The organism is Neobacillus niacini (genome assembly GCF_046591715.1).
Classification (GTDB): Bacteria; Bacillota; Bacilli; order Bacillales; family Cytobacillaceae; genus Neobacillus; species Neobacillus niacini_L.
Window position 1 is genome coordinate 483,723 of record NZ_JAWVNQ010000002.1, and the last position, 20,755, is coordinate 504,477.

22 protein-coding genes and 1 tRNA gene are annotated in these 20,755 nt (G+C 39.1%); 18 read left to right on the forward strand and 5 right to left on the reverse strand.

What is annotated here, in order from left to right; all coding sequences use genetic code 11:
- Positions 1 to 54 precede the first annotated feature (54 nt).
- The 13 genes from SFC47_RS09660 (at position 55) to SFC47_RS09720 (ending at position 14,019) form a co-directional block, all read left to right on the forward strand.
- The gene (locus tag SFC47_RS09660; RefSeq protein ID WP_411254062.1) at positions 55 to 1,725 is read left to right on the forward strand and encodes a sodium:solute symporter family protein; all 1,671 of its coding nucleotides are present in this window, start codon (positions 55 to 57) and stop codon (positions 1,723 to 1,725) included.
- Positions 1,700 to 3,625 (forward strand): DUF294 nucleotidyltransferase-like domain-containing protein, encoded by a 1,926-nt coding sequence (locus tag SFC47_RS09665; protein ID WP_411254063.1) that lies wholly within the window; start codon positions 1,700 to 1,702, stop codon positions 3,623 to 3,625. The genes SFC47_RS09660 and SFC47_RS09665 overlap by 26 nt, the downstream gene beginning before the upstream one ends.
- Before the next feature lie 13 nt (positions 3,626 to 3,638).
- On the forward strand, positions 3,639 to 4,298 hold the full coding sequence (locus tag SFC47_RS09670; RefSeq protein WP_411254064.1) for a 3'-5' exonuclease: 660 nt from the start codon (positions 3,639 to 3,641) through the stop codon (positions 4,296 to 4,298).
- Between the two features lie 214 nt (positions 4,299 to 4,512).
- On the forward strand, positions 4,513 to 5,688 hold the full coding sequence (locus SFC47_RS09675) for a substrate-binding domain-containing protein (protein WP_411254104.1): 1,176 nt from the start codon (positions 4,513 to 4,515) through the stop codon (positions 5,686 to 5,688).
- 265 nt (positions 5,689 to 5,953) lie between these two features.
- The gene (locus tag SFC47_RS09680; protein WP_411254105.1) at positions 5,954 to 6,709 is read left to right on the forward strand and encodes an ABC transporter ATP-binding protein; all 756 of its coding nucleotides are present in this window, start codon (positions 5,954 to 5,956) and stop codon (positions 6,707 to 6,709) included.
- The gene (locus SFC47_RS09685; protein WP_411254065.1) at positions 6,706 to 7,413 is read left to right on the forward strand and encodes an ABC transporter ATP-binding protein; all 708 of its coding nucleotides are present in this window, start codon (positions 6,706 to 6,708) and stop codon (positions 7,411 to 7,413) included. The genes SFC47_RS09680 and SFC47_RS09685 overlap by 4 nt, the downstream gene beginning before the upstream one ends.
- Before the next feature lie 19 nt (positions 7,414 to 7,432).
- Entirely contained in the window at positions 7,433 to 8,293 is an 861-nt protein-coding gene (locus tag SFC47_RS09690) for a branched-chain amino acid ABC transporter permease (protein WP_411254066.1), read from the forward strand.
- 4 nt (positions 8,294 to 8,297) lie between these two features.
- Positions 8,298 to 9,296, forward strand: coding sequence for a branched-chain amino acid ABC transporter permease (locus SFC47_RS09695; protein ID WP_411254067.1), 999 nt, complete (start codon positions 8,298 to 8,300; stop codon positions 9,294 to 9,296).
- Positions 9,297 to 9,308: 12 nt separating this feature from the next.
- Positions 9,309 to 9,488 carry a hypothetical protein gene (locus tag SFC47_RS09700; protein ID WP_411254068.1) on the forward strand — a complete coding sequence of 60 codons (180 nt, stop codon included), beginning with the start codon at positions 9,309 to 9,311 and terminating at the stop codon, positions 9,486 to 9,488.
- Positions 9,489 to 9,505: 17 nt separating this feature from the next.
- Positions 9,506 to 10,519 carry a 3-oxoacyl-ACP synthase gene (locus tag SFC47_RS09705; protein ID WP_411254069.1) on the forward strand — a complete coding sequence of 338 codons (1,014 nt, stop codon included), beginning with the start codon at positions 9,506 to 9,508 and terminating at the stop codon, positions 10,517 to 10,519.
- Positions 10,520 to 11,416 (forward strand): intracellular short-chain-length polyhydroxyalkanoate depolymerase, encoded by an 897-nt coding sequence (phaZ, locus tag SFC47_RS09710; protein ID WP_411254070.1) that lies wholly within the window; start codon positions 10,520 to 10,522, stop codon positions 11,414 to 11,416.
- A gap of 3 nt (positions 11,417 to 11,419) precedes the next feature.
- The gene (gene fabG / locus SFC47_RS09715) at positions 11,420 to 12,160 is read left to right on the forward strand and encodes a 3-oxoacyl-ACP reductase FabG (RefSeq protein ID WP_411254071.1); all 741 of its coding nucleotides are present in this window, start codon (positions 11,420 to 11,422) and stop codon (positions 12,158 to 12,160) included.
- Between the two features lie 356 nt (positions 12,161 to 12,516).
- Positions 12,517 to 14,019 carry an acyl-CoA synthetase gene (locus SFC47_RS09720; RefSeq protein ID WP_411254072.1) on the forward strand — a complete coding sequence of 501 codons (1,503 nt, stop codon included), beginning with the start codon at positions 12,517 to 12,519 and terminating at the stop codon, positions 14,017 to 14,019.
- A 33-nt stretch (positions 14,020 to 14,052) separates the two neighbouring features.
- Here SFC47_RS09720 and SFC47_RS09725 read toward each other — a convergent pair whose 3' ends face one another.
- On the reverse strand, positions 14,053 to 14,352 hold the full coding sequence (locus SFC47_RS09725) for a spore coat protein (protein WP_411254073.1): 300 nt from the start codon (positions 14,350 to 14,352) through the stop codon (positions 14,053 to 14,055).
- Positions 14,349 to 14,555 (reverse strand): hypothetical protein, encoded by a 207-nt coding sequence (locus SFC47_RS09730; protein WP_411254074.1) that lies wholly within the window; start codon positions 14,553 to 14,555, stop codon positions 14,349 to 14,351. Before SFC47_RS09730 ends, SFC47_RS09725 begins: the two co-directional genes overlap by 4 nt.
- Positions 14,556 to 14,682: 127 nt before the next feature.
- Between SFC47_RS09730 and SFC47_RS09735 the strand changes: the two genes are divergently transcribed.
- From SFC47_RS09735 to SFC47_RS09745, 3 genes are read left to right on the forward strand one after another with little or no spacing between them, the layout of a single operon-like run.
- Positions 14,683 to 14,892, forward strand: coding sequence for a spore coat protein (locus SFC47_RS09735; protein WP_411254075.1), 210 nt, complete (start codon positions 14,683 to 14,685; stop codon positions 14,890 to 14,892).
- 14 nt (positions 14,893 to 14,906) lie between these two features.
- Positions 14,907 to 15,266: a spore coat protein gene (locus SFC47_RS09740; RefSeq protein WP_411254076.1), complete on the forward strand. Its 360-nt coding sequence runs from the start codon at positions 14,907 to 14,909 to the stop codon at positions 15,264 to 15,266.
- 15 nt (positions 15,267 to 15,281) lie between these two features.
- The gene (locus SFC47_RS09745) at positions 15,282 to 16,418 is read left to right on the forward strand and encodes a zinc-dependent alcohol dehydrogenase (RefSeq protein ID WP_411254077.1); all 1,137 of its coding nucleotides are present in this window, start codon (positions 15,282 to 15,284) and stop codon (positions 16,416 to 16,418) included.
- A gap of 40 nt (positions 16,419 to 16,458) precedes the next feature.
- Here SFC47_RS09745 and SFC47_RS09750 read toward each other — a convergent pair whose 3' ends face one another.
- Positions 16,459 to 17,355: a selenium metabolism-associated LysR family transcriptional regulator gene (locus SFC47_RS09750; protein WP_411254078.1), complete on the reverse strand. Its 897-nt coding sequence runs from the start codon at positions 17,353 to 17,355 to the stop codon at positions 16,459 to 16,461.
- A gap of 137 nt (positions 17,356 to 17,492) precedes the next feature.
- Between SFC47_RS09750 and SFC47_RS09755 the strand changes: the two genes are divergently transcribed.
- A complete protein-coding gene (locus SFC47_RS09755) occupies positions 17,493 to 17,732 on the forward strand; it encodes a sulfurtransferase TusA family protein (protein ID WP_411254079.1) in 240 nt (79 codons plus the stop codon).
- Between the two features lie 136 nt (positions 17,733 to 17,868).
- Complete coding sequence (locus SFC47_RS09760; protein ID WP_411254080.1) at positions 17,869 to 19,191, forward strand: DEAD/DEAH box helicase; 1,323 nt, start codon at positions 17,869 to 17,871, stop codon at positions 19,189 to 19,191.
- Between the two features lie 165 nt (positions 19,192 to 19,356).
- On the opposite strand, the gene SFC47_RS09765 is transcribed toward SFC47_RS09760, so the two are convergent.
- Both SFC47_RS09765 and SFC47_RS09770 read right to left on the reverse strand, forming a co-directional pair.
- Positions 19,357 to 19,429 (reverse strand) — tRNA-Ala (locus tag SFC47_RS09765).
- 79 nt (positions 19,430 to 19,508) lie between these two features.
- Entirely contained in the window at positions 19,509 to 20,204 is a 696-nt protein-coding gene (locus SFC47_RS09770) for an MgtC/SapB family protein (RefSeq protein WP_411254081.1), read from the reverse strand.
- Between the last annotated feature and the right edge of the window lie 551 nt (positions 20,205 to 20,755).

The window sequence follows — 20,755 nt, forward strand, 5'->3', positions numbered from 1 at the left end:
GGTGCATTGCAAAGAAGCACACAAAAATTTTGTAAGTGAAAAAGGGGGATGTCATTGGATACACAATTTTTGGTCTCATTATCCATTATTTTAGCAACATTTGCATTGTATATTGGTATTGCCATTTATAACAAGGCAAAGGCAACGTCAGATTTCTATGTAGCCGGTCGGGGTGTTCCTCCTATTTTTAATGGGATGGCAATTGGGGCAGATTGGATGAGTGCCGCTTCATTCATTGGAATGGCTGGAACTATCATGCTGCTTGGCTATGATGGTCTTGCCTACATAATGGGGTGGACAGGCGGTTATTTGCTTTTGACATTTCTATTGGCACCACAGCTTCGGAAGTATGGACGCTATACAGTACCGGACTTTATCGGTGACCGCTTTGACAGCCATACAGCCCGAGTCATTGCAGCTATATGTACAATCATAATCAGCTTTACTTATTCCATTGGACAGCTTTCTGGCTCAGGGGTGGTAATAGGCCGTTTATTTGAAATTGATGCTAAAGTGGGAACAATGATAGGTGTTGTTCTTATTGCATTCTATGCAGCATTTGGCGGTATGAAAGGGATTACTTGGACACAGGTAGCCCAATATATCATTCTAATCATCGCTTACTTAATTCCAGTTGTTTTCATGTCACTCCAACTTACAGGGAACCCAATGCCTTGGATTTCATATGGCGAGCTTGTTGGCAAAATGGGTGAACTAGATCGTGAATTGGGTATCTCGGAATATTTTGCACCATTTACTAATGGGACAAAGTGGCAATTTTTAGCACTTATGTTTACATTAATGGCTGGTACTGCAGGGCTGCCCCATGTAATTGTCCGTTTCTATACAGTTTCAACAATGAAGGCTGCTCGCTGGTCTGGTGCCTGGGCTTTACTATTCATTGGGCTGCTATACTTATCCGCACCTGCTTATTCTGCCTTTTCCCGTTTTATCCTAATGACAAAGGTTGCTGGGAGCAAAATAACAGAACTGCCTGCATGGACTAAGACCTGGGTTGATACAGGTAAGCTGCAAGTTGCAGATGGAAATGGAGACGGAATCCTGCAGTGGAGCGAATTAATTATTTCCAACGATATTGTTGTTATGGCGACACCGGAAATTGCAAATCTGGGGATGTTTGTAATCGGATTAGTGGCAGCAGGTGCGATGGCGGCCGCATTATCAACGGCTGGCGGTTTGATGATTGCTATTTCCTCATCTTTTGCCCACGATATTTACTATCGTGTCTTAAAACCAAATGCAACTGAGAAAAAACGCCTTTCTGTTGCGCGCTGGTCTATCGTCCTAGCAACACTTTTTGCTGGTCTTATCGCACTTAATCCTCCGGGAGCTATTACACAAATTGTTGCTTGGGCATTCGCACTTGCAACTGGAACGTTCTTTCCGGCACTCGTACTTGGTGTTTGGTGGAAGCGTTCAAATTCCCAAGGTGTTATTGCTGGGTTGCTGGTTGGTTTAGGAGTTACTTTGGCCTATATATTTGCAGCGAAATATGGCGGCTTTACCATTCTCGGCATAATTGATACAGGTGCAGGAGTTTTCGGTGCAACAGCCGCATTTGCAGCTAACATTATCGTTTCGCTTATGACGCCAGCCCCTTCTCAAAAGATTCAGGATGAAGTTATGGACCTTCGCTATCCTGAGCAAATGGTATATAAAAACGGCGATGTTTGGATGAATGATGATGGATCAAAATCAGTATAATTTGCAGATTCTAGAGTCTTTAAGGTTTCACCCCTTATTTCGCGGGGTGGAGCCTGACACGGCTCTTACGCTTCTTTCCCATTGTGAAATCCGTCATTTTGAAAAAAATGAGATCATGCATAAAAATGATAATCCCAGTGAAGGCCTTCTGCTTATGCTAGAAGGTCTTTCCGAGGTATTTGTAAGCAACCATAACAATGATAGAGAAGAAGTCTTGGAGGTTATACAAAAAGGGGAACTGATTGGTTTTTCAAGAATAGCAGATTTTCTAGGAGTGTCAAAGCAAGTAAAAAGCGAAGTCATGGTGAAGGTAAAAGCTGTTAGTGAAGTCAAGGCAATATATATTCCCTTTGAAGTTATTAAGAAAAGATGGGATGATCCAACAGTCCATGACTATTTGCTGACACAGGCGGCAATTCGCCTAAAGGATATCTACACATCCTTTGCTGAACAGGTTAACCTTGCACAGAAATACAGTGAAAATGAAGCAATTAAGATTCGTGTCCAGGATATTATGAGTGAAAATGTCATCTCTGTTACCCCTGGAACATCTATAAAGGAAACTGCCCAGCTTATGCATGAACATAGAATAAGTTCAGTTCTGGTAATGGAAAAAGAGTCGTTAAAAGGAATCATTACTGAGAGAGATATGGTATCTAGAGTGGTTGCCCAAGGTGTGTCTACGACAGCAGCAGCCCTTGAAATTATGACTCCGGATCCCTTAGCTATTTCAAGGTTTGCTTATTATTATGATGCTATTTCAATGATTCTTCTTAAAGGAATCAAACACTTGCCAGTAATAGAAGATTCAAAGTTGGTTGGGATTGTTACTTTGTCTGATCTAATGCGGAAAAAAAGCGAGAACGTTATGAAAACGATTCAAAAAGTTGAACAAGCTGAACTGGTCAGCCTTCCAATAGTGAAGAGTGCGATTTATGATGTAATCGATTCTTTATTGAAAGATCATGTTCCGATATTAAAAACCCTCGAAATTATTACCAATTTGTATGATCGCCTGATCTTAAGAATAATAGATCTTTCTATTCAAAAGCTAAAGGCGGCCGGCAGACAGCAGCCTTGTGCTTTTGCCTTTTATCAAATGGGAAGCAGCGGTCGTAAAGAACAGTTTATACTGACAGACCAAGATCACTTTCTAGTTTACGAGGATAATAGTATGACAGCAAATAACTATTTTTCTGAATTAGGAAAAGAGATTACTAAAAATATGGAATCAGCCGGATATGCCCGGTGTAAAGGGTTAATGATGTGTAGTGAGCAGGAATGGCGCGGTTCTCTGGCTGATTGGGAAGAGCGTCTTCGAAAATGGACACTTCAATCGACCAATGATAATTTGTTAGTGGCTCAAAACTTCTTTTCTTACAGATTCATTGCAGGAAGTAATAAATTGCATGAAAGGTTTGAAAGTATCATTTCTAACCAGATAAAAAGGGCAAGAATATTTTTATTCCGTCTGGCTCAAATAGAAAGAGAGTATCCGATTCCTAACCTTGATCAGCCTATTCGTTCCTTATTGAAACTTGAACGGAAGACCATAGATATGAAAAGGGAAGTTTTTTTCCCCTTTCATCATAGCCTGCAAATATTATCACTTTTACATGGAAAGCCATCAGGAACACCGATAGATAAAATTGAATGGCTATTAAATAGAAGGGTTTTTTCCGATGCGTTCGCAAAAGACCTTATGGAAGCTGTCAGTCATGTTTTAAAACTATTTGTTAAACATCGTTGGCATGAGGAAAAGGGTGGAAGTGATCGGACTTCTAATCTCTCATTCACTAGATTGTCCGGCCGGGAAAAAGAAGAATTAATCATTAGCTTAAAAACATTAAGGGAGCTTCAGCGTCAGGTGTTTAACCACTTCTCGTTATTGCTCTCCTAAGGGGGGCTGCCGAATGTTTTTTCGCAAAAAAAATATTTCCTGCGCTCTTAAGTATGAAAAGATTCCGTTATCCACCCCGATAGAGCATCTTAATTTTATTGTTTTTGATACAGAAACAACAGGTTTTCAGGTAGCCAATATAGACCGAATTATTGAGATTGGTGCTGTTTCTGTAAAAGGGCTGGAAGTTTGTGAGTTAGATACTTTTCAAACCTACGTTAACCCAAGGCGGAATATTCCTCAGGAAACGATAGGACTGACTTCCATTTCCGATGATCAGGTGGAGGGAGCACCACTAGCTTTAGAGGCGATGATGAGCTTTTTTGATTTTGTCGAATCAAGAGAACCCGTATGTTTAGTAGGTCATTATGTCAGTTTTGATGTACTGGCATTGAAAAGTGAATTTAGTAGAGAAAAAATTGTTTTGAAGAAATTCCTTACAATCGATACGCTAGATCTTATTGGTTTTATAGCTCCGTCCTATGATATGAGGGATTTAGAACGATATGCAATGGATTTTGGAACAAGAATCTATAACCGGCATAGCGGATTGGGTGATGCATTAACAACCGCGTATTTATTTATTGAACTGTTATGCCAATTCAAAAAGCGTGGATACAGCACATGGGGGGAACTATTAAATGCCACCCAGAGCCAGATAAGGTCCCTGTAATAAAATGTTTAGAGTACAGCTTTATTGAGCTGTATTTTTTTATTTACCTGCGCACACATGCGCTTCCTCTTTTTGCTTTTGTAACTAGGATGTAACTCGGGTTTTCTATTATTATCTCAAAGGTATTGCAAAGAATTTATACAAATTCTAAGGGGGAAAAAATGTGAAGGTATTTCGAGGGAGAGTTTTTTTATTAGGTTTTCTTATTTTCATGATGATTTTTGCAACAGCTTGCAGCTCAGACAAAACGGAAGGAGACACAAATGGTGAAAAGGCAGAGAATAAGGAGCCAATTAAAATTGGTGTTCTTGCCTCGACCACGGGTGCTCTAGAATCTTATGGTAAACAAACAATAAGAGGTTTTGAGCTGGGTCTTGAATATGCAACAGAAGGAACAATGGAGGTTGCCGGCAGAAAAATAGAGTTCGTGGTTGAAGATACAGAAACGAAGCCAGAAGTAGCTGTTCAAAAAGCGACTAAGCTATTAGAAGAAGATAAAGTTGACTTTTTAGTGGGATCTTCCAGTTCTGCTGATACACTGGCGGTGCTGCCGCTTGCTGAAGAGTATCAAAAAATCATGATAGTTGAACCAGCCGCCGCTGATAGTATTACAGGCTCAGAGTTTAATAAATATATCTTCCGGTCCGCGCGAAATTCTTCACAGGATGCCGTCGCGGGTGCTGCAGCGATTGCAGGTGATGGTGTGAAAATCGCTACGCTTGCTCCAGATTATTCCTTCGGACGTGACGGGGTAGCAGCTTTTAAAGAAGCGGCCGAAAAGCTTGGTGCTGATATTGTGCTAGAAGAGTATGCAGACCCAGCTGCAACGGACTTTACCTCCAATATTCAAAAGATTATCGATGCAAAGCCAGACTACTTATTTGTTGTGTGGGCGGGTGCCAACTCTCCGTGGAAACAGATATCTGATATGAAGGTACAAGACAAGGGCATCAAAATTTCTACAGGGGCTCCGGATATCGCTGCTTTGGCTACTATGGAACCGCTTGTGGGAATGGAAGGCTTCACTGTTTACTATCATGATCTTCCAAAAAATGAAATTAATGATTGGCTCGTCGCAGAACATAAGAAGCGATTCAATGGAGAAGTACCTGATTTATTCACTCCAGGTGGTATGAGTGCAGCGATATCAATTGTTGAAGCATTAAAGAAAACAGATGGTGACGCTGATGGTGATAAGTTGATAGAAACTATGGAAGGTATGAGCTTCGATTCACCAAAAGGAAAAATGACCTATCGCAAAGATGATCACCAAGCCCTTCAAGCACTATATGCTATTAAACTAGAAAAGAAAGACGGTGTCCCATACCCAGTTCCAGTCCTAATAAGAGAACTAACACCAGAAGAAACAGCCCCTCCAGTTCGTAATTAATGAAAATAGCAGTGTCAAAAGCTGATTTTAGTTTTGCACTCTGTTGATTGGAACGGAAGGCACGAAGACTCCTGCAGGAGGACGGGACAGGGGAGACCCCGCAGACGCTTTAGCGTCGAGGAGGCTTCCCGGACCGCCTGCGGAAAGCGAAGTGCCTGGAGTGGAAATCAACAGACTTGTCGTAATCACAAAATATGAGGGTTTGACCTGCTGCAGCGGGTCACCCTCTTCCTTATTTCTATCTACAAGAATTGGTGGTGAAAGCATGAAAACCTTAATAGAAACAGAAAATTTATCCATAACCTTTGGAGGACATACAGCCGTTGATACTGTCAGCATTTCCGTTCCCGAAAAACATTTCAAATCCATTATTGGTCCAAATGGAGCTGGAAAAACAACATTCTTTAATCTTTTAAGCGGTCAATTATCGCCAACAAACGGGAAGATTTACTACCGTGGAAAAGATATCACAAAACTTTCTTCAACCAAGCGAACAAGAGAAGGGATAGGACGATCCTTTCAAATCACCAATGTTTTTCCTAATTTAACGGTTCTTGAAAATGTAAGACTGGCAGTTCAATCAAGAGCTGGAGTCCGCTACCAGATGTTGTTTCATTATAAGAAATATCGTGAATTTGAAACAAAGGCTCTAGAATGGTTACGGTTAGTGCTATTAGACGATAAAGTGGATTCATTGGCCAGTAATCTGGCACATGGGGAAAAGCGAAAGCTTGAAATGGCTATGCTCCTGGCTCTTGAAACCGAGGTGCTTCTATTGGATGAACCAACGGCAGGTATGTCATTAGAGGATGTTCCAGCCATATTAGAAGTGATTAAAAGAATTAAAGAACAAGGGAACCGGACGATTATTTTAATCGAGCACAAAATGGATATGATACTAGATTTATCAGATTCTGTAATGGTGTTATTTAATGGCAGGCTGTTGGCGGACGGGACACCTGAGGAAATTATGAAAAATGAAACAGTCCAATCAGCATATTTAGGAGGTATCAGTGTGTGAGTGAGCTGCTTAAGCTTAATAATATCGAAACGTTTATTGGACAGTATCATATTTTACAGGGTGTTTCAGTTGAAGTGATAAAGGGTGAGGTTACGGTACTGCTAGGAAGAAATGGTGCGGGAAAAACCACCACATTACGGACGATCATGGGACTAAACCCAGCCTCAAAGGGAAGTGTTCTCTACAAAGGAGAAGAAATTCAAGATTTGCCTACCTATACCATAGCCCAAAAGGGAATTGGATATGTGCCAGAAGACCAAGGCATCTTTGCCGGATTAACAGTCGAGGAGAATATGAAAGTAGCAATGCAAAAAGAGAATGAAGAAACTCACAAACGTTTGGATTATATTTTAAACCTATTTCCTGACCTAAAAAAATTCTGGAAAAAACCTGGAGGATTACTTAGCGGCGGTCAAAAACAAATGCTTTCCATCGCCCGAGCCTACGTAAATGAAAACGAATTATTATTAATTGATGAGCCAAGTAAAGGCTTAGCTCCTATTGTTGTCGAGAAAGTGATGGAGTCCATCCTGCAAATGAAGGACCAAACCACCATCGTTCTAGTCGAACAAAATTTCATGATGGCAAGTTCCATCGGTGATTGTTTTTATATTATTGATGATGGAAGAACGGTAAGTAATGGAACTATGAAACAGTTAAAAGACGATGAGGAAATGAAACGAAAGTACTTGGGAATTGCTTAGGGAAGGAGGAAAGGGTTGAATGGAGCTTTTATTCAATTTGACATTAAATGGATTGGCAACAGGGATGCTGATCTTTTTATTAGCAGCAGGATTAACACTTATTTTCGGATTGATGGATGTACTAAACTTTGCTCATGGCGGTTTGTTTGCCTGGGGTGCTTATAGCGGTATTTGGATTTATTCCACTACTGGAAGCTTTCTAATTGGTATCATTGGGGCAATTCTAACCGGTTTTATCTTGGGGATTATTACGGAAAAATGGATTATTAAACCAGTTTATGGAAACCATGTACAACAAATTTTAATTACACTTGGCTTAATGTTGGTGCTATCAGAGATGCTTAAAGTGGTTTGGGGACCTAATCAATTAACAGCCAACCCTCCTGAAAATTTAAGAGGCAGCTGGGAAATTGGCGATATCATTATCATTAAATATCGAGTATTTATCATTGTAGTTGGATTACTTGTATTTCTTGGAGTACAATTCTTGCTTAAAAATACGAAAATAGGCTTGGTTGTCCGGGCAGGGGTAATGAATAAGGAAATGGTTCAGGCACTGGGTATTAACATAAAGAAAGTATTTATGTTTGTTTTTATGCTCGGTTCTGGAATGGCAGCACTTGGAGGAGTACTTTTCGGCCCATATTCAGGTGTGATTCATGCCGGCATGGGGATGGAATTTGCTATTTTAGCTTTTATTGTCGTTGTTATTGGTGGAATGGGGAATTTCAAAGGGTCGGTAATGGCTGCAATATTAGTTGGCTTATCTGGTTCGTTCATGGCTTATTATGTACCGGAATTATCACTGGCAGTAAATATGCTTTTAATGGCTGTTGTATTAATAGTAAAGCCGCAAGGACTTTTTGGGGGGAAGGGGTGAGAGTATGAATTGGATTATTAATAATAGAGCGAACGCTATCTATGTCATTATTGCTGCTTTTCTGCTTCTCCTGCCTTTTGTCTATGAATCTAGAAATATGTTAATTCTCTTAACCCAAATTTTTGTCTTTGCGATTCTTGCAATGAGTTACGATTTATTATTAGGATTCACCGGCATAGTTTCCTTTGGTCATGCGATGTTTTTTGGTATTGGAGCCTATTCAATTGGAATATTCATGAAGCGTTTTGAACCAACAATGCTTCATTTTATTTATGCGGTATTGGCAACCATTCTCATCACAGCAATCGTAAGTTTTATTGTTGGTTTGCTTACACTGCGCTTGAAAAGCCATTTTTACGCGATGTTAACAATGGCATTGGCGGGATTGTTTTTAGTTCTAGCAGAAAAGTGGCGGACCTTAACATTTGGAAATGATGGATTTACCTTTCGAGTACCGGAATTGTTTATCGATCGGACTAATTTTTACATTATTTGTCTGGCCGCAATGATTGGGACTTTTATGCTTTTAAAGCGCTTTACGAACTCCCCTTTAGGGAGAGTGCTGCAGGCTATTCGGGAAAATGAACAAAGAACAGAGTCTTTAGGTTATCAGGTTTTGCACTATAAGATTGCTGCTAGTGTGGTTTCCGGGGTTTTAGCTGGGATAGCCGGGATCTTTTATGCAATGTCACTTCGATATGTGAATACAAGTGTATTTACAATGGATATTACTTTAGACGCTTTATTGATGACGATTATCGGCGGAGTAGGCACATTAATCGGTGCGATTATTGGTGCTGGAATCATTGAATTTGCACATGATGGATTAACAGAACTGGCAAAAGAACATTGGATATTTGAACGTTGGATTATTTTCTTTGGCATTATCTATATTTTGGTTGTCATTTTCTTCCCGCTGGGTATTGTGGGGACCCTAAAGAAATTCACCTGGAAACGAAACAAGCAGCGGTCTGCTGAGAAAAAAGAAAATATAGCAGGTTAGGGGGAGGCTTTAATGGAATCAATACAAATCGCTTCCTTTGTCGTCCGGTTTCAGCTTACAGCTGTTGAAAAGGAGACTGGAAAAAAACAATGGAGGATAAAAGTCACCCATGTTCAAGAAGAGAGGGAAACCTTATTTGAGACCATTGAAGAAGCTTCTGCTTTTATGATGTCGATGGTAGAAGATACTTAGTCTAGGTGGTGAATATATTGCAAATTGGAATCCTAAGTACCGGTCTTTACCTCCCTCAGGATTATATAACGGGAAAAGAGATAGCAGAGAAGGCGAATATCCCAGTACATGTGGTTGAAGAAAAGATGGGGATAAGGAAGAAATATGTGCCCGGCCTTAATGATCATACGTGTGAAATGGGAATCATTGCAGCAAAAGAGGCAATTAAAAAAGCTGGAATTAATCCAATGGAGATTGATGTTGTTATTTATATTGGTGAAGAGCATAAAGAATATCCACTTTGGACTGCAGGAATTAAATTACAGGAAGCAGTGGGAGCCCTAAATGCCTGGGCATTTGATGCAGCCTTGCGCTGTGGAACGACAGTTATGGCGCTAAAGGTAGCCAAAAGTCTGATGATAGCAGATTCAAACATCCAAACGGTACTTCTGGCAGGAGGCTACCGAAATGGGGATTTCATCGATTACCAGAATCCTAGGACACGATTTATGTATAATCTTGGGGCAGGCGGCGGGGCCATTCTGTTGAAAAAAGACTATAACGAAAACATCTTGTTGGAAACGGAGCTGCTAACAGATGGGTCATTCTCAGAAGATGTTGTGGTTGTTGCTGGAGGTACAAAATATCCAATCACAAAAGAAGCTATTGATCAGCGGCTAAACAAGCTGGATGTTCTTGACCCAGAGGGAATGAAACAGCGATTGGAACAAAAATCGATGACGAATTTTCTGAAGGCAGTCCGGGAAGCTGTTAGAAAAAGTGGGTACAAAGTAGAGGATATTTCATTTATTGCAATGCTCCACATGAAAAAGTCTGCTCATGAATATGTATTAAGTGAATTGGGATTATCTGACGAGCAATCCATTTATCTCGAAGATTATGGTCATATTGGTCAAATCGATCAAATTTTATCACTGGAGCTTGCTGTAAAGGAAGGTAAAGTAAAAGAAGGTGAACTTGTTGTTTTGGTTAGTGCTGGAATTGGCTATGCCTGGGGAGCTTCAGCAATAAAATGGGGGAGGGTGATATAAATGGTTAATGTAACAATGAAAGAGGTACAGTTAACCAATGGTGAAACCATTGCCTATCGGGAAAGGGAAGGCGGTGAGATAAAGGTATTATTAATCCATGGCAACATGACTTCCTCGAAGCATTGGGACCTTGTTTTAGCCAATATGTCTGAGGAATATAAGTTATATGCACTTGATTTACGAGGTTTTGGAGAATCCAGCTACAAAAAACGTATTACCTCCATTAAGGACTTTTCAGATGATGTAAAACTCTTTGTCGATGAAATAGGCTTAAAAGATTTTGCAATTGCGGGTTGGTCAACAGGCGGTGCTGTTGCAATGCAATTTGCAGCTGATTATCCTGGTTATTGCAATAAGCTGATTTTATTAGCTTCAGAATCTACTAGAGGATATCCGTTTGAAGGGAGAACGAGTGAGAACGAGGAACCTCGAAGATTCTCCTCCTATGAAGAAATTAGAGATGACATAATTCGAACCATACCTGTCCAAAACGCTTACGACACGAATAATATAGAATTATTGAAATTAATCTGGAATTCCGTCATTTATACAAAGAATCAGCCTTCACCTGAGCTATATGAAGAATATGTGCAGGATATGAGAACGCAGCGAAACTTAGCTGAGGTACATCATTCTAACAATACGTTCAATATTAGTCACCATCATAATGGGCTGGTAGAAGGAAATGGATTAGTGGATCAAATTAATGTGCCAGTTTTAGTTTTAAGAGGTGACCGTGATTTCGTAGTGAATGCTGAAATGACACGTGAATTGGTAGACGATTTGGGACCAAAAGCTAAATTTGTAGAGTTAAAGGATTGTGGGCATTCCCCCCTTGTTGATGATTTACCTCAATTACTAAAAGAAATGACAAAATTTTTAAAGAATGAGGTGTAAGAAATGAGATTAAAAGACAGAGTGGCTTTGATTACTGGTGCAGCCAATGGAATAGGTCTAAAAGCTGCAGAAGTGTTTGCTGAAGAAGGAGCAAAGGTGGCCATGGCTGATTTTAATGCAGAACAGGGTGAAAAGCGGGCACAAGAATTAAGGGAAATGGGCTATGAAGTAACATTTTTTCAAGTGAATGTAGCAGAGCGTTCCAGTGTAGATGAAATGGTTGAAAAAGTTCAAGAAACTTACGGAAATATTGGTGTCTTAGTTAATAATGCTGGAATTACAAAAGATGCAATGCTTTCAAAATTAACCACTGAGGATTTTCAAGCTGTTTTGGATGTTAACCTTACGGGAGTATTTCATTGTACACAGTCTGTACTGCCATCTATGATTGCAAATGGAAAAGGAAAAATAATTAATACTTCATCTGTTTCTGGGGTATATGGAAATATCGGGCAAACGAACTATGCTGCAACCAAAGCTGGTGTGGTCGGCATGACGAAATCGTGGGCAAAGGAACTCGGGCGCAAGGGGATTAATGTGAATGCAGTTGCTCCTGGATTTATTGAAACAGGAATGACAGCAAAGGTGCCTGAAAGAATATTAGACCAAATGAGACAGATGGTCCCGCTGGCAAGACTGGGGAAACCAGAAGATATCGCCAACGCCTACTTGTTCCTGGCATCTGATGAATCTAATTATATAAACGGAACTGTTCTTCATGTAGATGGCGGGATAATGATGTAAATAAAAAGCGGAAGCGCCTTGTCCAGAGGCGACCGGCATAAGACGAGCCGGCGAGAAGGTGGGTTTTAACCTTCTTGACGGATTGGCTTAAGACCCGAGCCTCTAGGCGCTGGAGCTAGATTGATAAGAAGCGGAAGCGCCTTGTCCAGAGGCGACCGGCATAAGACGAGCCGGCGAGAAGGTGGTTTTTAACCTTCTTGACGGATTGGCTTATGACCCGAGCCTCTAGGTGCTGGAGCTAGATTGATAAAATGCGGCCATTTGGGGCCGTTTTTTTATACCCTTACTCTTGTAACTTCGATGTAACTAAAATCCTGTAAGATGTTCTCATCTAGTTGTGAAGGAGAGATTGATCAGTGAGGTGGGAACTTGACTGGATTGAAAATAGAGCAAGATTATCGCCAAATAAAAAGGCAATTATAGATGAAGATACGAATAAATCCTGGACCTTTGATGAAGTAAATAAACGTTCGTCCTCAGTGGCCCGATGGCTGCAAGGTCAAGGTATAAAAAAAGGGGATCGAGTGGCACTTTTGGCGCCCAATGATATTAGTTATTTTGATTTGCTGTTTGCCTGTGGAAAAATTGGTGCCATCTTTGTCCCGCTGAACTGGCGGTTATCAGAACATGAATTAAATGAAATCCTATTGGATTGTTCGCCCCTCATGCTTTTTATCCATAAGAAGTTCGAAAATATGTATACGTCATTGGAAGCTATGGTACCTAGTTCTTATTATGTGGGCGAGTCCAGATATGATGATGAGATTACGGCTTTAGTAGAAAAAGGTATTCAATGTGGGCGAATCAATGAACTGGATCCTCTGGCTATGATTTACACAGGAGGAACAACTGGGAAACCAAAAGGAGTGGTGCTAAGCCATCAATCAATCCAATGGAACTCCATAAATACGATACTTAGCTGGAATTTGTCTGAAGAGGATGTAACCATTAACTATATGCCTATGTTCCATACTGGCGGACTAAATGCATTGTCGCTGCCAATATTAATGGCCGGCGGGACAGTTGTGATTGGAGAACAGTATACTGGGCAAAAAGTAGTGAATTCCATTGAAAAGTACAGTTGTACGATCATCCTGCTCGTACCTACCATGTATCATCTGCTCATTCAAACAAAAGAGTTCCAGGAAAGTCAATTTCCATCTATGAAAGTATTTTTATCAGGTGCTGCCCCGTGTCCCTTCCACGTTTATGAAGCTTTTCAGAAAAAAGGTTTAGCTTTTAAAGAAGGGTATGGGTTAACAGAAGCCGGTCCAAATAATTTTTATATTCATCATGAAGAAGCACAGGTGAAACGCGGGTCAGTTGGAAAACCAATGTTATTCAACTCCATTAAACTAAAAAAGGAGGATGGCCGCGAAGCAGCTGTTAACGAGGTTGGCGAGCTTTTAATCAAGGGAAAACATTCCTTCTCGCATTATTGGAATAACGAACTTGCAACGCTAGAAATGAAAAAAGAAGGCTGGATTCATACGGGGGACTTAGCAAGGAAGGATGAGGATGGATTTCACTATATTGTCGGCAGAAAGAAAGATATGATCATTACAGGCGGCGAAAATGTTTATCCACTTGAAATTGAACATTGGCTGGCAGCCCACCCTGAAGTGGATGAAGTAGCAGTAATCGGACTCCCTGATGAAAAATGGGGAGAACTTGTTGCAGCCTTTATTGTTCTGAAACATCCTCAATCATTAAATGAGCAGGAACTAAGAGGCTATTGTGAGAGAAAATTAGGCAGATATAAAATTCCAAAGAAGTTTATTTCTTTGCAGGAACTTCCAAAAACTCATGTTGGAAAAATCGACAAAAAGAAATTAAAAGATTTTAGTATACAAACATAAAAGGAGAACCCTATCAAATGGGTTCTCCTTTTTTCATTTCTGTGCAAGTTTTAGGGCCGTGTCGGTGATCGTCAGGTCAACCTGCAGCTGCTCACTAAGGTCATGCGGGTGATAGAAGCCTTTAGCAACCATATAGTTAGTAATTCTTTCGTGTGTTCGAATGGCATCATTTAATTGTTCTCTTAAGGCAGCTTTTAATTCGGGTGTACCCGTTTCAGTAATAGCAACTGCATAATTTCTTACTCCCGCTTTAGCTGAAATAAGGAAATCTGTTGCAATAACCTGATCCGTCATACCCCCCATTCCCATTAAATTTTGAATAAGTTGGTTCATGCTCTATCACTCCTTTCAGTTAAAAATTTTTGGAGTTCCTGAATATGCTGTGTACCAGTTGCAGCATCTTCAGATAGAATTGCTTTCAATTCTGGATCTTGAGCTAAAACACTCATGGCAGTAGCTTTTGTTAAACATAGGTTTTTAAAGGTTAACAATTCATGAAGGTCAAGCGTCTCATGAAGACCAAGGTATTTTGTCATTAACTTTCCTCCAAAACGAACAGACTTAATCCTCTATATATTTTCTAAGTAAGAAGACGATTATTCATTTTGCATAAAAGGAAATGCATATAGGAGAAAATAAAGGCAGAACCTGGAGGTGAGTGTGATGGTCAACGAAACCTTAGCCTTACATGAAACAATGGAAACACATGAGATACTAAATTTCAAGACAGTGTGCTTACTTCGTTCAAAGTTAATGCAGGGTATTTGCTTCGATAATGAGTTGAAAGCACTTATGGAAAAAGACGTTCAGCAATCCATCAAAGATATTAATGAAATCGTAAGCTTCTATAAAAATAGTCAATTGTTACAATAAGGGAGGTGGAAGCAATGGAAGATTATTTAGATCCTAGAAATGCAGAGGGGATGCCTAGTTTGGCCGATTCTGCATTTGCGATGGATTTTTTATTAACTGTTAAAAATGGCATTCGTAATTATGGTTTTGCGATTACGGAGACTAATAACCCAGAACTAAGAAGAATTTTTCACAAGCAAATGGAGGCAGCTATTGATTTGCATACTGAAATCTCAGATTTAATGATAAAAAAAGGCTGGCTTCATCCTCATAACTTTAAAGAGCAATTTCCAATTGATATGAAGGCTGCAGAAACAGCCGTACAAATTGCAAAGTTAAACCTTTACCCTAACGATACGGATCGACAAGGGATGTTCGCCACACCAAATCAATAAAAGGAGGGGATAGAAATGAAGGCAGTTACATATCAAGGAATTAAGAATGTAGAAGTTAGGGAAGTAAAGGATCCAAGTATAAAGAATTCAGATGATATTATTGTAAAAATTACTTCATCAGCCATCTGTGGATCTGATTTACATTTAATTCATGCGATGATTCCGAATTTACCTACCGATTATGTAATAGGTCATGAACCAATGGGGATTGTCGAAGAAGCAGGTCCAGAGGTTACAAAGCTCAAAAAGGGTGACCGTGTAATCATTCCGTTCAATGTCAGTTGTGGTCACTGCTGGTATTGTACTCACGATCTGACTAGTCAATGTGACAATGGTAATCCTCATGGTCAAGGAAGTGGCTTTTTCGGTTATTCAGAAACAACTGGCGGTTACGCCGGCGGACAGGCAGAATATATGCGGGTGCCTTTTGGGAATTTCACTCCATTCAAAATTCCGGAAAATTGTGAAGTGGAAGATGAGAAACTTGTATTACTTGCTGATGCCGCACCAACTGCCTATTGGAGTGTGGACCATGCCGGGGTAAAGCCTGACGATACTGTTATCGTTTTAGGTTGTGGTCCTGTAGGTTTACTCGCACAAAAGTTTGCCTGGTTAAAGGGCGCAAAACGAGTGATAGCAGTAGATTATATTAACTACCGCTTACAGCATGCAAAACGGACAAATAAAGTGGAAATAGTTAATTTAGAGGACCACGATAATGTTGGAGATTATTTGTTGGAGATTACCAAAGGGGGAGCCGACATCGTAATAGATGCAGTAGGGATGGATGGGAAAATGACCCCAATGGAGTTTTTGGCAACGGGAATGAAACTCCATGGCGGTGCGATGGGTGCGATTGTAATTGCAAGCCAAGCAGTAAGAAAAGGTGGAACCATTCAACTTACAGGTGTATACGGTGGACGATATAATGCTTTTCCACTTGGGGACATCTTTCAGCGCAACGTAGACCTTAAAATGGGACAGGCACCGGTTATTCCCTATATGTCATTCCTATATAATATGATAAATGAAAGAAAGATTGATATCAGTGATATCATCACCCATGTATTGCCGTTAGAGCAAGCAAAGCATGGCTATGAAGTGTTCGATACAAAAACAGAGGATTGTATTAAAGTTATATTGAAACCATAAAAAATAACGGGCTGGTATTTCCAGGCCGTTATTAATTATTTTAGCTTTCAGGGTGGACCAATTCATGTGCACTTTCAATAAATAATTTAGATAACATCGATTGGGTTTTATTATGGTTATAAACAAGATAGAAATACCTTTCATCATTAAACCCGTTGATTTCATGAATTTTCATTAGCTTTTTATCATAGTATTCTCTCGCAGCAATTTCAGAAATGATGGCAATACCTATATCTTGGAGTACGAATTGAATCAAACTCTGCCCATTTTCTGTATAAGCTACTATATCCATTTGTTCCTTTGCTATTTGTTTTTTCTTTAAAAATCTTTCAATTAAAGAATTAGTTCCAGAATCAGAGTTTCGCATAATAAAGGGATAGCTTAGAAGATTTTCAATATTTACTGGTCCAACAATATTAGAATGCTGCGAAGTTATTAGCACTAAATTTTCTTTCATTAAAGGGATATAACGCAGTTTATCATTTTCGTATTTTTCACCTAATAAGCCAAAATCAACAGAGCCATTAAGAACCTTTTCAGCAACAATTTTGGATGAAGATTGGTTTATATGAAATGTTGCTTTAGGATATTGACTTCTAAATTTTTTCACCATCTTTGGTATCATAAATTGTCCAGGTACTGAACTTGCGCCAATGCGAATCATGCCCTTAAGTTCTGTTGCCCCTTCCTTTAAATCAAGCATAGCTTGGTCCTTTAATAATAAGAGCTTCAATGCCCATTGATACAATCGCTCTCCTGCTGGAGTAAGAATATTCTCGCGGCCAACACGATCAAAGAGTCTTACATTTAAAGTTCTTTCGAGTGCTTGTATATGTGAACTTACAGTTGATTGACTTAAAAAGATATCTTCAGCTGCTTTAGAAAAGCTCTTATGTTCAACAACCTTTGTAAACACAAATAATTGGTGTAAATCCATAAACCTCTGCCCCTTTATTCAGATAATCGATTTATATTTATCGGTAAGATAGATAACTTGAATTTATCTTATCATAACATTTTTTTATAATAGATGTTATGAGCGGTTTGAATACAAATGTGATAGGAGCTAAATAAATGTCACTCCAATATGTTCCGGATGTAATCTATGATGCAAGTCAAAAAGGTGGAAGTGAGTTATTAAAATCATTGTTCTTGAAAATGGAATCGTTAATAAATGGACAAATTATCGAGGTCATTTCAAATGAACCAGCAGTAAAAAAAGACTTGCAAACATGGGTCAGAGTACAAAAGCATTCTTTGTTAGATTGTAAGGAATTTGGGGAAATGAGTTATTACTATATTGAGAAACGTTAGTATACATATGAAAGGGTCTTATCAATTTGATAAGACCTTTTTTCTTTACAAAAAGAATATTTGCCTTTTTGATGTTAAACACTCAATATTAATGAGACAAAAATTATTGTTAGTCATAAAGAAAGTAGGGATATTTTTGCCTGATTTTAAATCATTAGGTATTTCTGAATCGACCGTAAATAAATTAAAGGAATTCGGTGTAGCAAAACCAACACCAATTCAAGAAAAGGCAATACCGTTTGTAATGAATGGAAAAGATGTAATTGCTCAGGCGCAAACAGGAACAGGAAAGACCTTTGCCTTCATTCTCCCTATTTTAGAAAAAATAGATCCTCTTGCTTCACACGTACAAGTACTTATTGTCACCCCAACCAGAGAATTGGCATTACAAATTACCGAAGAATTTGTAAAGTTGACCAATAATATAGATGGTGTCGATGTCCTAGCGGTTTATGGGGGCCAGGATGTTGATAAACAACTAAAGAAGTTAAAGAAAAATGTTCAAGTCGTAGTTGGGACACCAGGCAGGCTGTTAGACCATATTCGAAGAGGAACAGTTCACTTATCAGAAGTTTCATTTCTAGTTCTTGATGAGGCAGATCAAATGTTACATATAGGTTTTCTGAATGAAGTTGAGGATATAATCAGGGAAACTCCTAAGACTCGCCAGACTATGCTATTTTCTGCAACGATGCCCGAGGAAATAAGATCACTAGCAAATAAGCATATGCGTAAACCTGAATACATCCAAGTTGAGAAAACGCAGGGACCTGCAGCTAATGTTAAACTAATTGCCATTCATACAACTGACCGGGCAAAGCAAGCGACATTAATTCAATTGGTTGAAACACATAGGCCATATCTAGCTGTTATATTTTGTAGAACTAAACGCAGAGTCTCGAAGCTATATGAGGTTCTCAAGTCTCATAAATTCTTATGTGATGAGCTGCATGGTGACCTATCGCAATCCAAAAGAGAGCAAGTCATGAAACGGTTTAGGGACGGAGAGATACAATTGTTAATCGCGACTGATGTCGCAGCAAGAGGACTTGATGTTGAAGGCGTGACACATGTTTTTAATTATGACATTCCACAAGAGGCTGAAAGCTTTATTCATCGGATTGGAAGGACAGGAAGAGCAGGAACAAAGGGCTTGGCCATCACTTTCTACTCATCTGATGATCGAAAAACGCTAGATATGATCGAGAAAGAGTTAAATATCATTATTCAAAAACAAAATATTGGTAACTCAGAAATAGATCAAAAAGAGAAAAAGGAACCATCTAAGCAACGGGGAAAAAGGGACGAAAATCATAGAACTACGAGTGACCAAAAGAGAAAGAGTAAACCTAAATTTTCGTTAAGAAGTGGAAGTAAGCCCAAATCAATAAGAAGCAAACAAGGTAATTCCAGTCGAACAGGTGGGGGAAAGAATAGGAAAGGCGGTAACTCAAATTAGTTAAATAGATAACAAAACAGGACTGAATATTTAATCCTGTTTTGTTATCTATTGACCAATTCAAAGATTGGATTTAGTTAAAAACTGAATTAAAAAAGAGAAAATAGGAGGATGGGGGATGTTAACACAAAAAAACCTTTGCATTACCGCAAAGGTTTTTAGATATGGAGACTATCGGGATCGAACCGACGACCTCTTGCATGCCATGCAAGCGCTCTCCCAGCTGAGCTAAGCCCCCGTAGTGGTACAAGAAAATTATAACTTTCTCATACCAATCTTGCAAGAGTATTTTTCACTTTTTAATTAGTTAATCCAAATTACCCCATACTTTCTATTTCAACCTTACGGACGCCATTTAATTTTGAAACAGAATTATACACTTCGGTAGTTTTTTCCCGGTAATCTACCGCAATTAATATCTGCACGAGATGATCACCGTTGTCTAAATCTTTTATCCGAATCCTGCGGATAATATATTTTCTACCCATAATAAAAGAAATGGCATCTTCAATTTGAATCTTGTCTCTTATAAATAATTGAAGACTAATTTCTTTTTCGCGCAATTGCTTTGGACCGATGAATTTCATGACATATGGTACTAATTCTACACTTATAATGAGTAAGGCTACACCAACAAATGCTTCAATAAAGAATCCAGCCCCAACTGCAATACCAATTCCAGCTGCTCCCCAAATCATCGCGGCCGTTGTTAAACCAGATATACTATCATTTCCCCGTCGCAGGATTACGCCAGCTCCTAGAAAACCAATACCAGAAACAATCTGGGCAGCTAGTCGCAGCGGGTCCATAGTTATTCTTACTTCATCAGAATTAGGAAACATATAAGCTGATTCTATCGAAACAATAGTAAGGAGACAACTTACTACAGAAATGACAAGACTCGTCTTAAGGCCTACAGGTTTTCTCTTTAATTCACGTTCTAACCCAATGATTAGTCCCAAGATTGCTGATATTCCAAGCTTTAATAGTATATCGTAATCTATATTCTCCATTTACTCACGTCCATTATTATTTGTGTTAGTGGTCATTCGGGGATTGTTCTTTCTATTATACGATATCCCTGCCTTATTAAAAAAAGAAATATTAACTGAGTACAGTCAATCTGTAAAAGGATGTTCGAGCTTCGGCTGTTTTATCGATTCAATTATTTAAGGCCTTACTAATTACATATACATAAATGGTTAAATTTATGAATCTGCTGCTTTTTTTTGATTTATCCTTTGTCAGTTAAATATTCTTTATTCTCTTTCAATGGCAAGAGAAATGGGTGTTTAACCACCTGCTGAAATAAATGTGCAAAAAAACTTTATAAATTATATTGCAATCATTTTTCGAACATGTTATATTAAATCTCGTCCTCACGAGTGAGTCACACAACGAAAAAAGAATTTAAAAAAGTTGTTGACATCATCTCGATGGATATGTTAAATTAAAGAGGTCGCTTTCGAGCTTACTTTGTAAGACGAACTCAATAGCGATTGGAATTGTTCTTTGAAAACTAAACAAACAAGAACGTCAACAAACAATTTTTTTAGCTTTTAAA

What these genes read in the sequence shown, in the direction of transcription:
- SFC47_RS09700 (WP_411254068.1), top strand. Translation starts at nt 9,309, where the DNA reads ATGGAATCAATACAAATCGCTTCCTTTGTCGTCCGGTTTCAGCTTACA.
- fabG (WP_411254071.1), top strand. Translation starts at nt 11,420, where the DNA reads ATGAGATTAAAAGACAGAGTGGCTTTGATTACTGGTGCAGCCAATGGA.
- SFC47_RS09670 (WP_411254064.1), top strand. Translation starts at nt 3,639, where the DNA reads ATGTTTTTTCGCAAAAAAAATATTTCCTGCGCTCTTAAGTATGAAAAG.
- phaZ (WP_411254070.1), top strand. Translation starts at nt 10,520, where the DNA reads ATGGTTAATGTAACAATGAAAGAGGTACAGTTAACCAATGGTGAAACC.
- SFC47_RS09725 (WP_411254073.1), bottom strand. Translation starts at nt 14,352, where the DNA reads ATGAACCAACTTATTCAAAATTTAATGGGAATGGGGGGTATGACGGAT.
- SFC47_RS09750 (WP_411254078.1), bottom strand. Translation starts at nt 17,355, where the DNA reads ATGGATTTACACCAATTATTTGTGTTTACAAAGGTTGTTGAACATAAG.
- SFC47_RS09770 (WP_411254081.1), bottom strand. Translation starts at nt 20,204, where the DNA reads ATGGAGAATATAGATTACGATATACTATTAAAGCTTGGAATATCAGCA.
- SFC47_RS09740 (WP_411254076.1), top strand. Translation starts at nt 14,907, where the DNA reads ATGGAAGATTATTTAGATCCTAGAAATGCAGAGGGGATGCCTAGTTTG.
- SFC47_RS09675 (WP_411254104.1), top strand. Translation starts at nt 4,513, where the DNA reads ATGATTTTTGCAACAGCTTGCAGCTCAGACAAAACGGAAGGAGACACA.
- SFC47_RS09755 (WP_411254079.1), top strand. Translation starts at nt 17,493, where the DNA reads ATGTCACTCCAATATGTTCCGGATGTAATCTATGATGCAAGTCAAAAA.
- SFC47_RS09745 (WP_411254077.1), top strand. Translation starts at nt 15,282, where the DNA reads ATGAAGGCAGTTACATATCAAGGAATTAAGAATGTAGAAGTTAGGGAA.
- SFC47_RS09680 (WP_411254105.1), top strand. Translation starts at nt 5,954, where the DNA reads ATGAAAACCTTAATAGAAACAGAAAATTTATCCATAACCTTTGGAGGA.
- SFC47_RS09695 (WP_411254067.1), top strand. Translation starts at nt 8,298, where the DNA reads ATGAATTGGATTATTAATAATAGAGCGAACGCTATCTATGTCATTATT.
- SFC47_RS09735 (WP_411254075.1), top strand. Translation starts at nt 14,683, where the DNA reads ATGGTCAACGAAACCTTAGCCTTACATGAAACAATGGAAACACATGAG.
- SFC47_RS09730 (WP_411254074.1), bottom strand. Translation starts at nt 14,555, where the DNA reads ATGACAAAATACCTTGGTCTTCATGAGACGCTTGACCTTCATGAATTG.
- SFC47_RS09665 (WP_411254063.1), top strand. Translation starts at nt 1,700, where the DNA reads ATGATGATGGATCAAAATCAGTATAATTTGCAGATTCTAGAGTCTTTA.
- SFC47_RS09690 (WP_411254066.1), top strand. Translation starts at nt 7,433, where the DNA reads ATGGAGCTTTTATTCAATTTGACATTAAATGGATTGGCAACAGGGATG.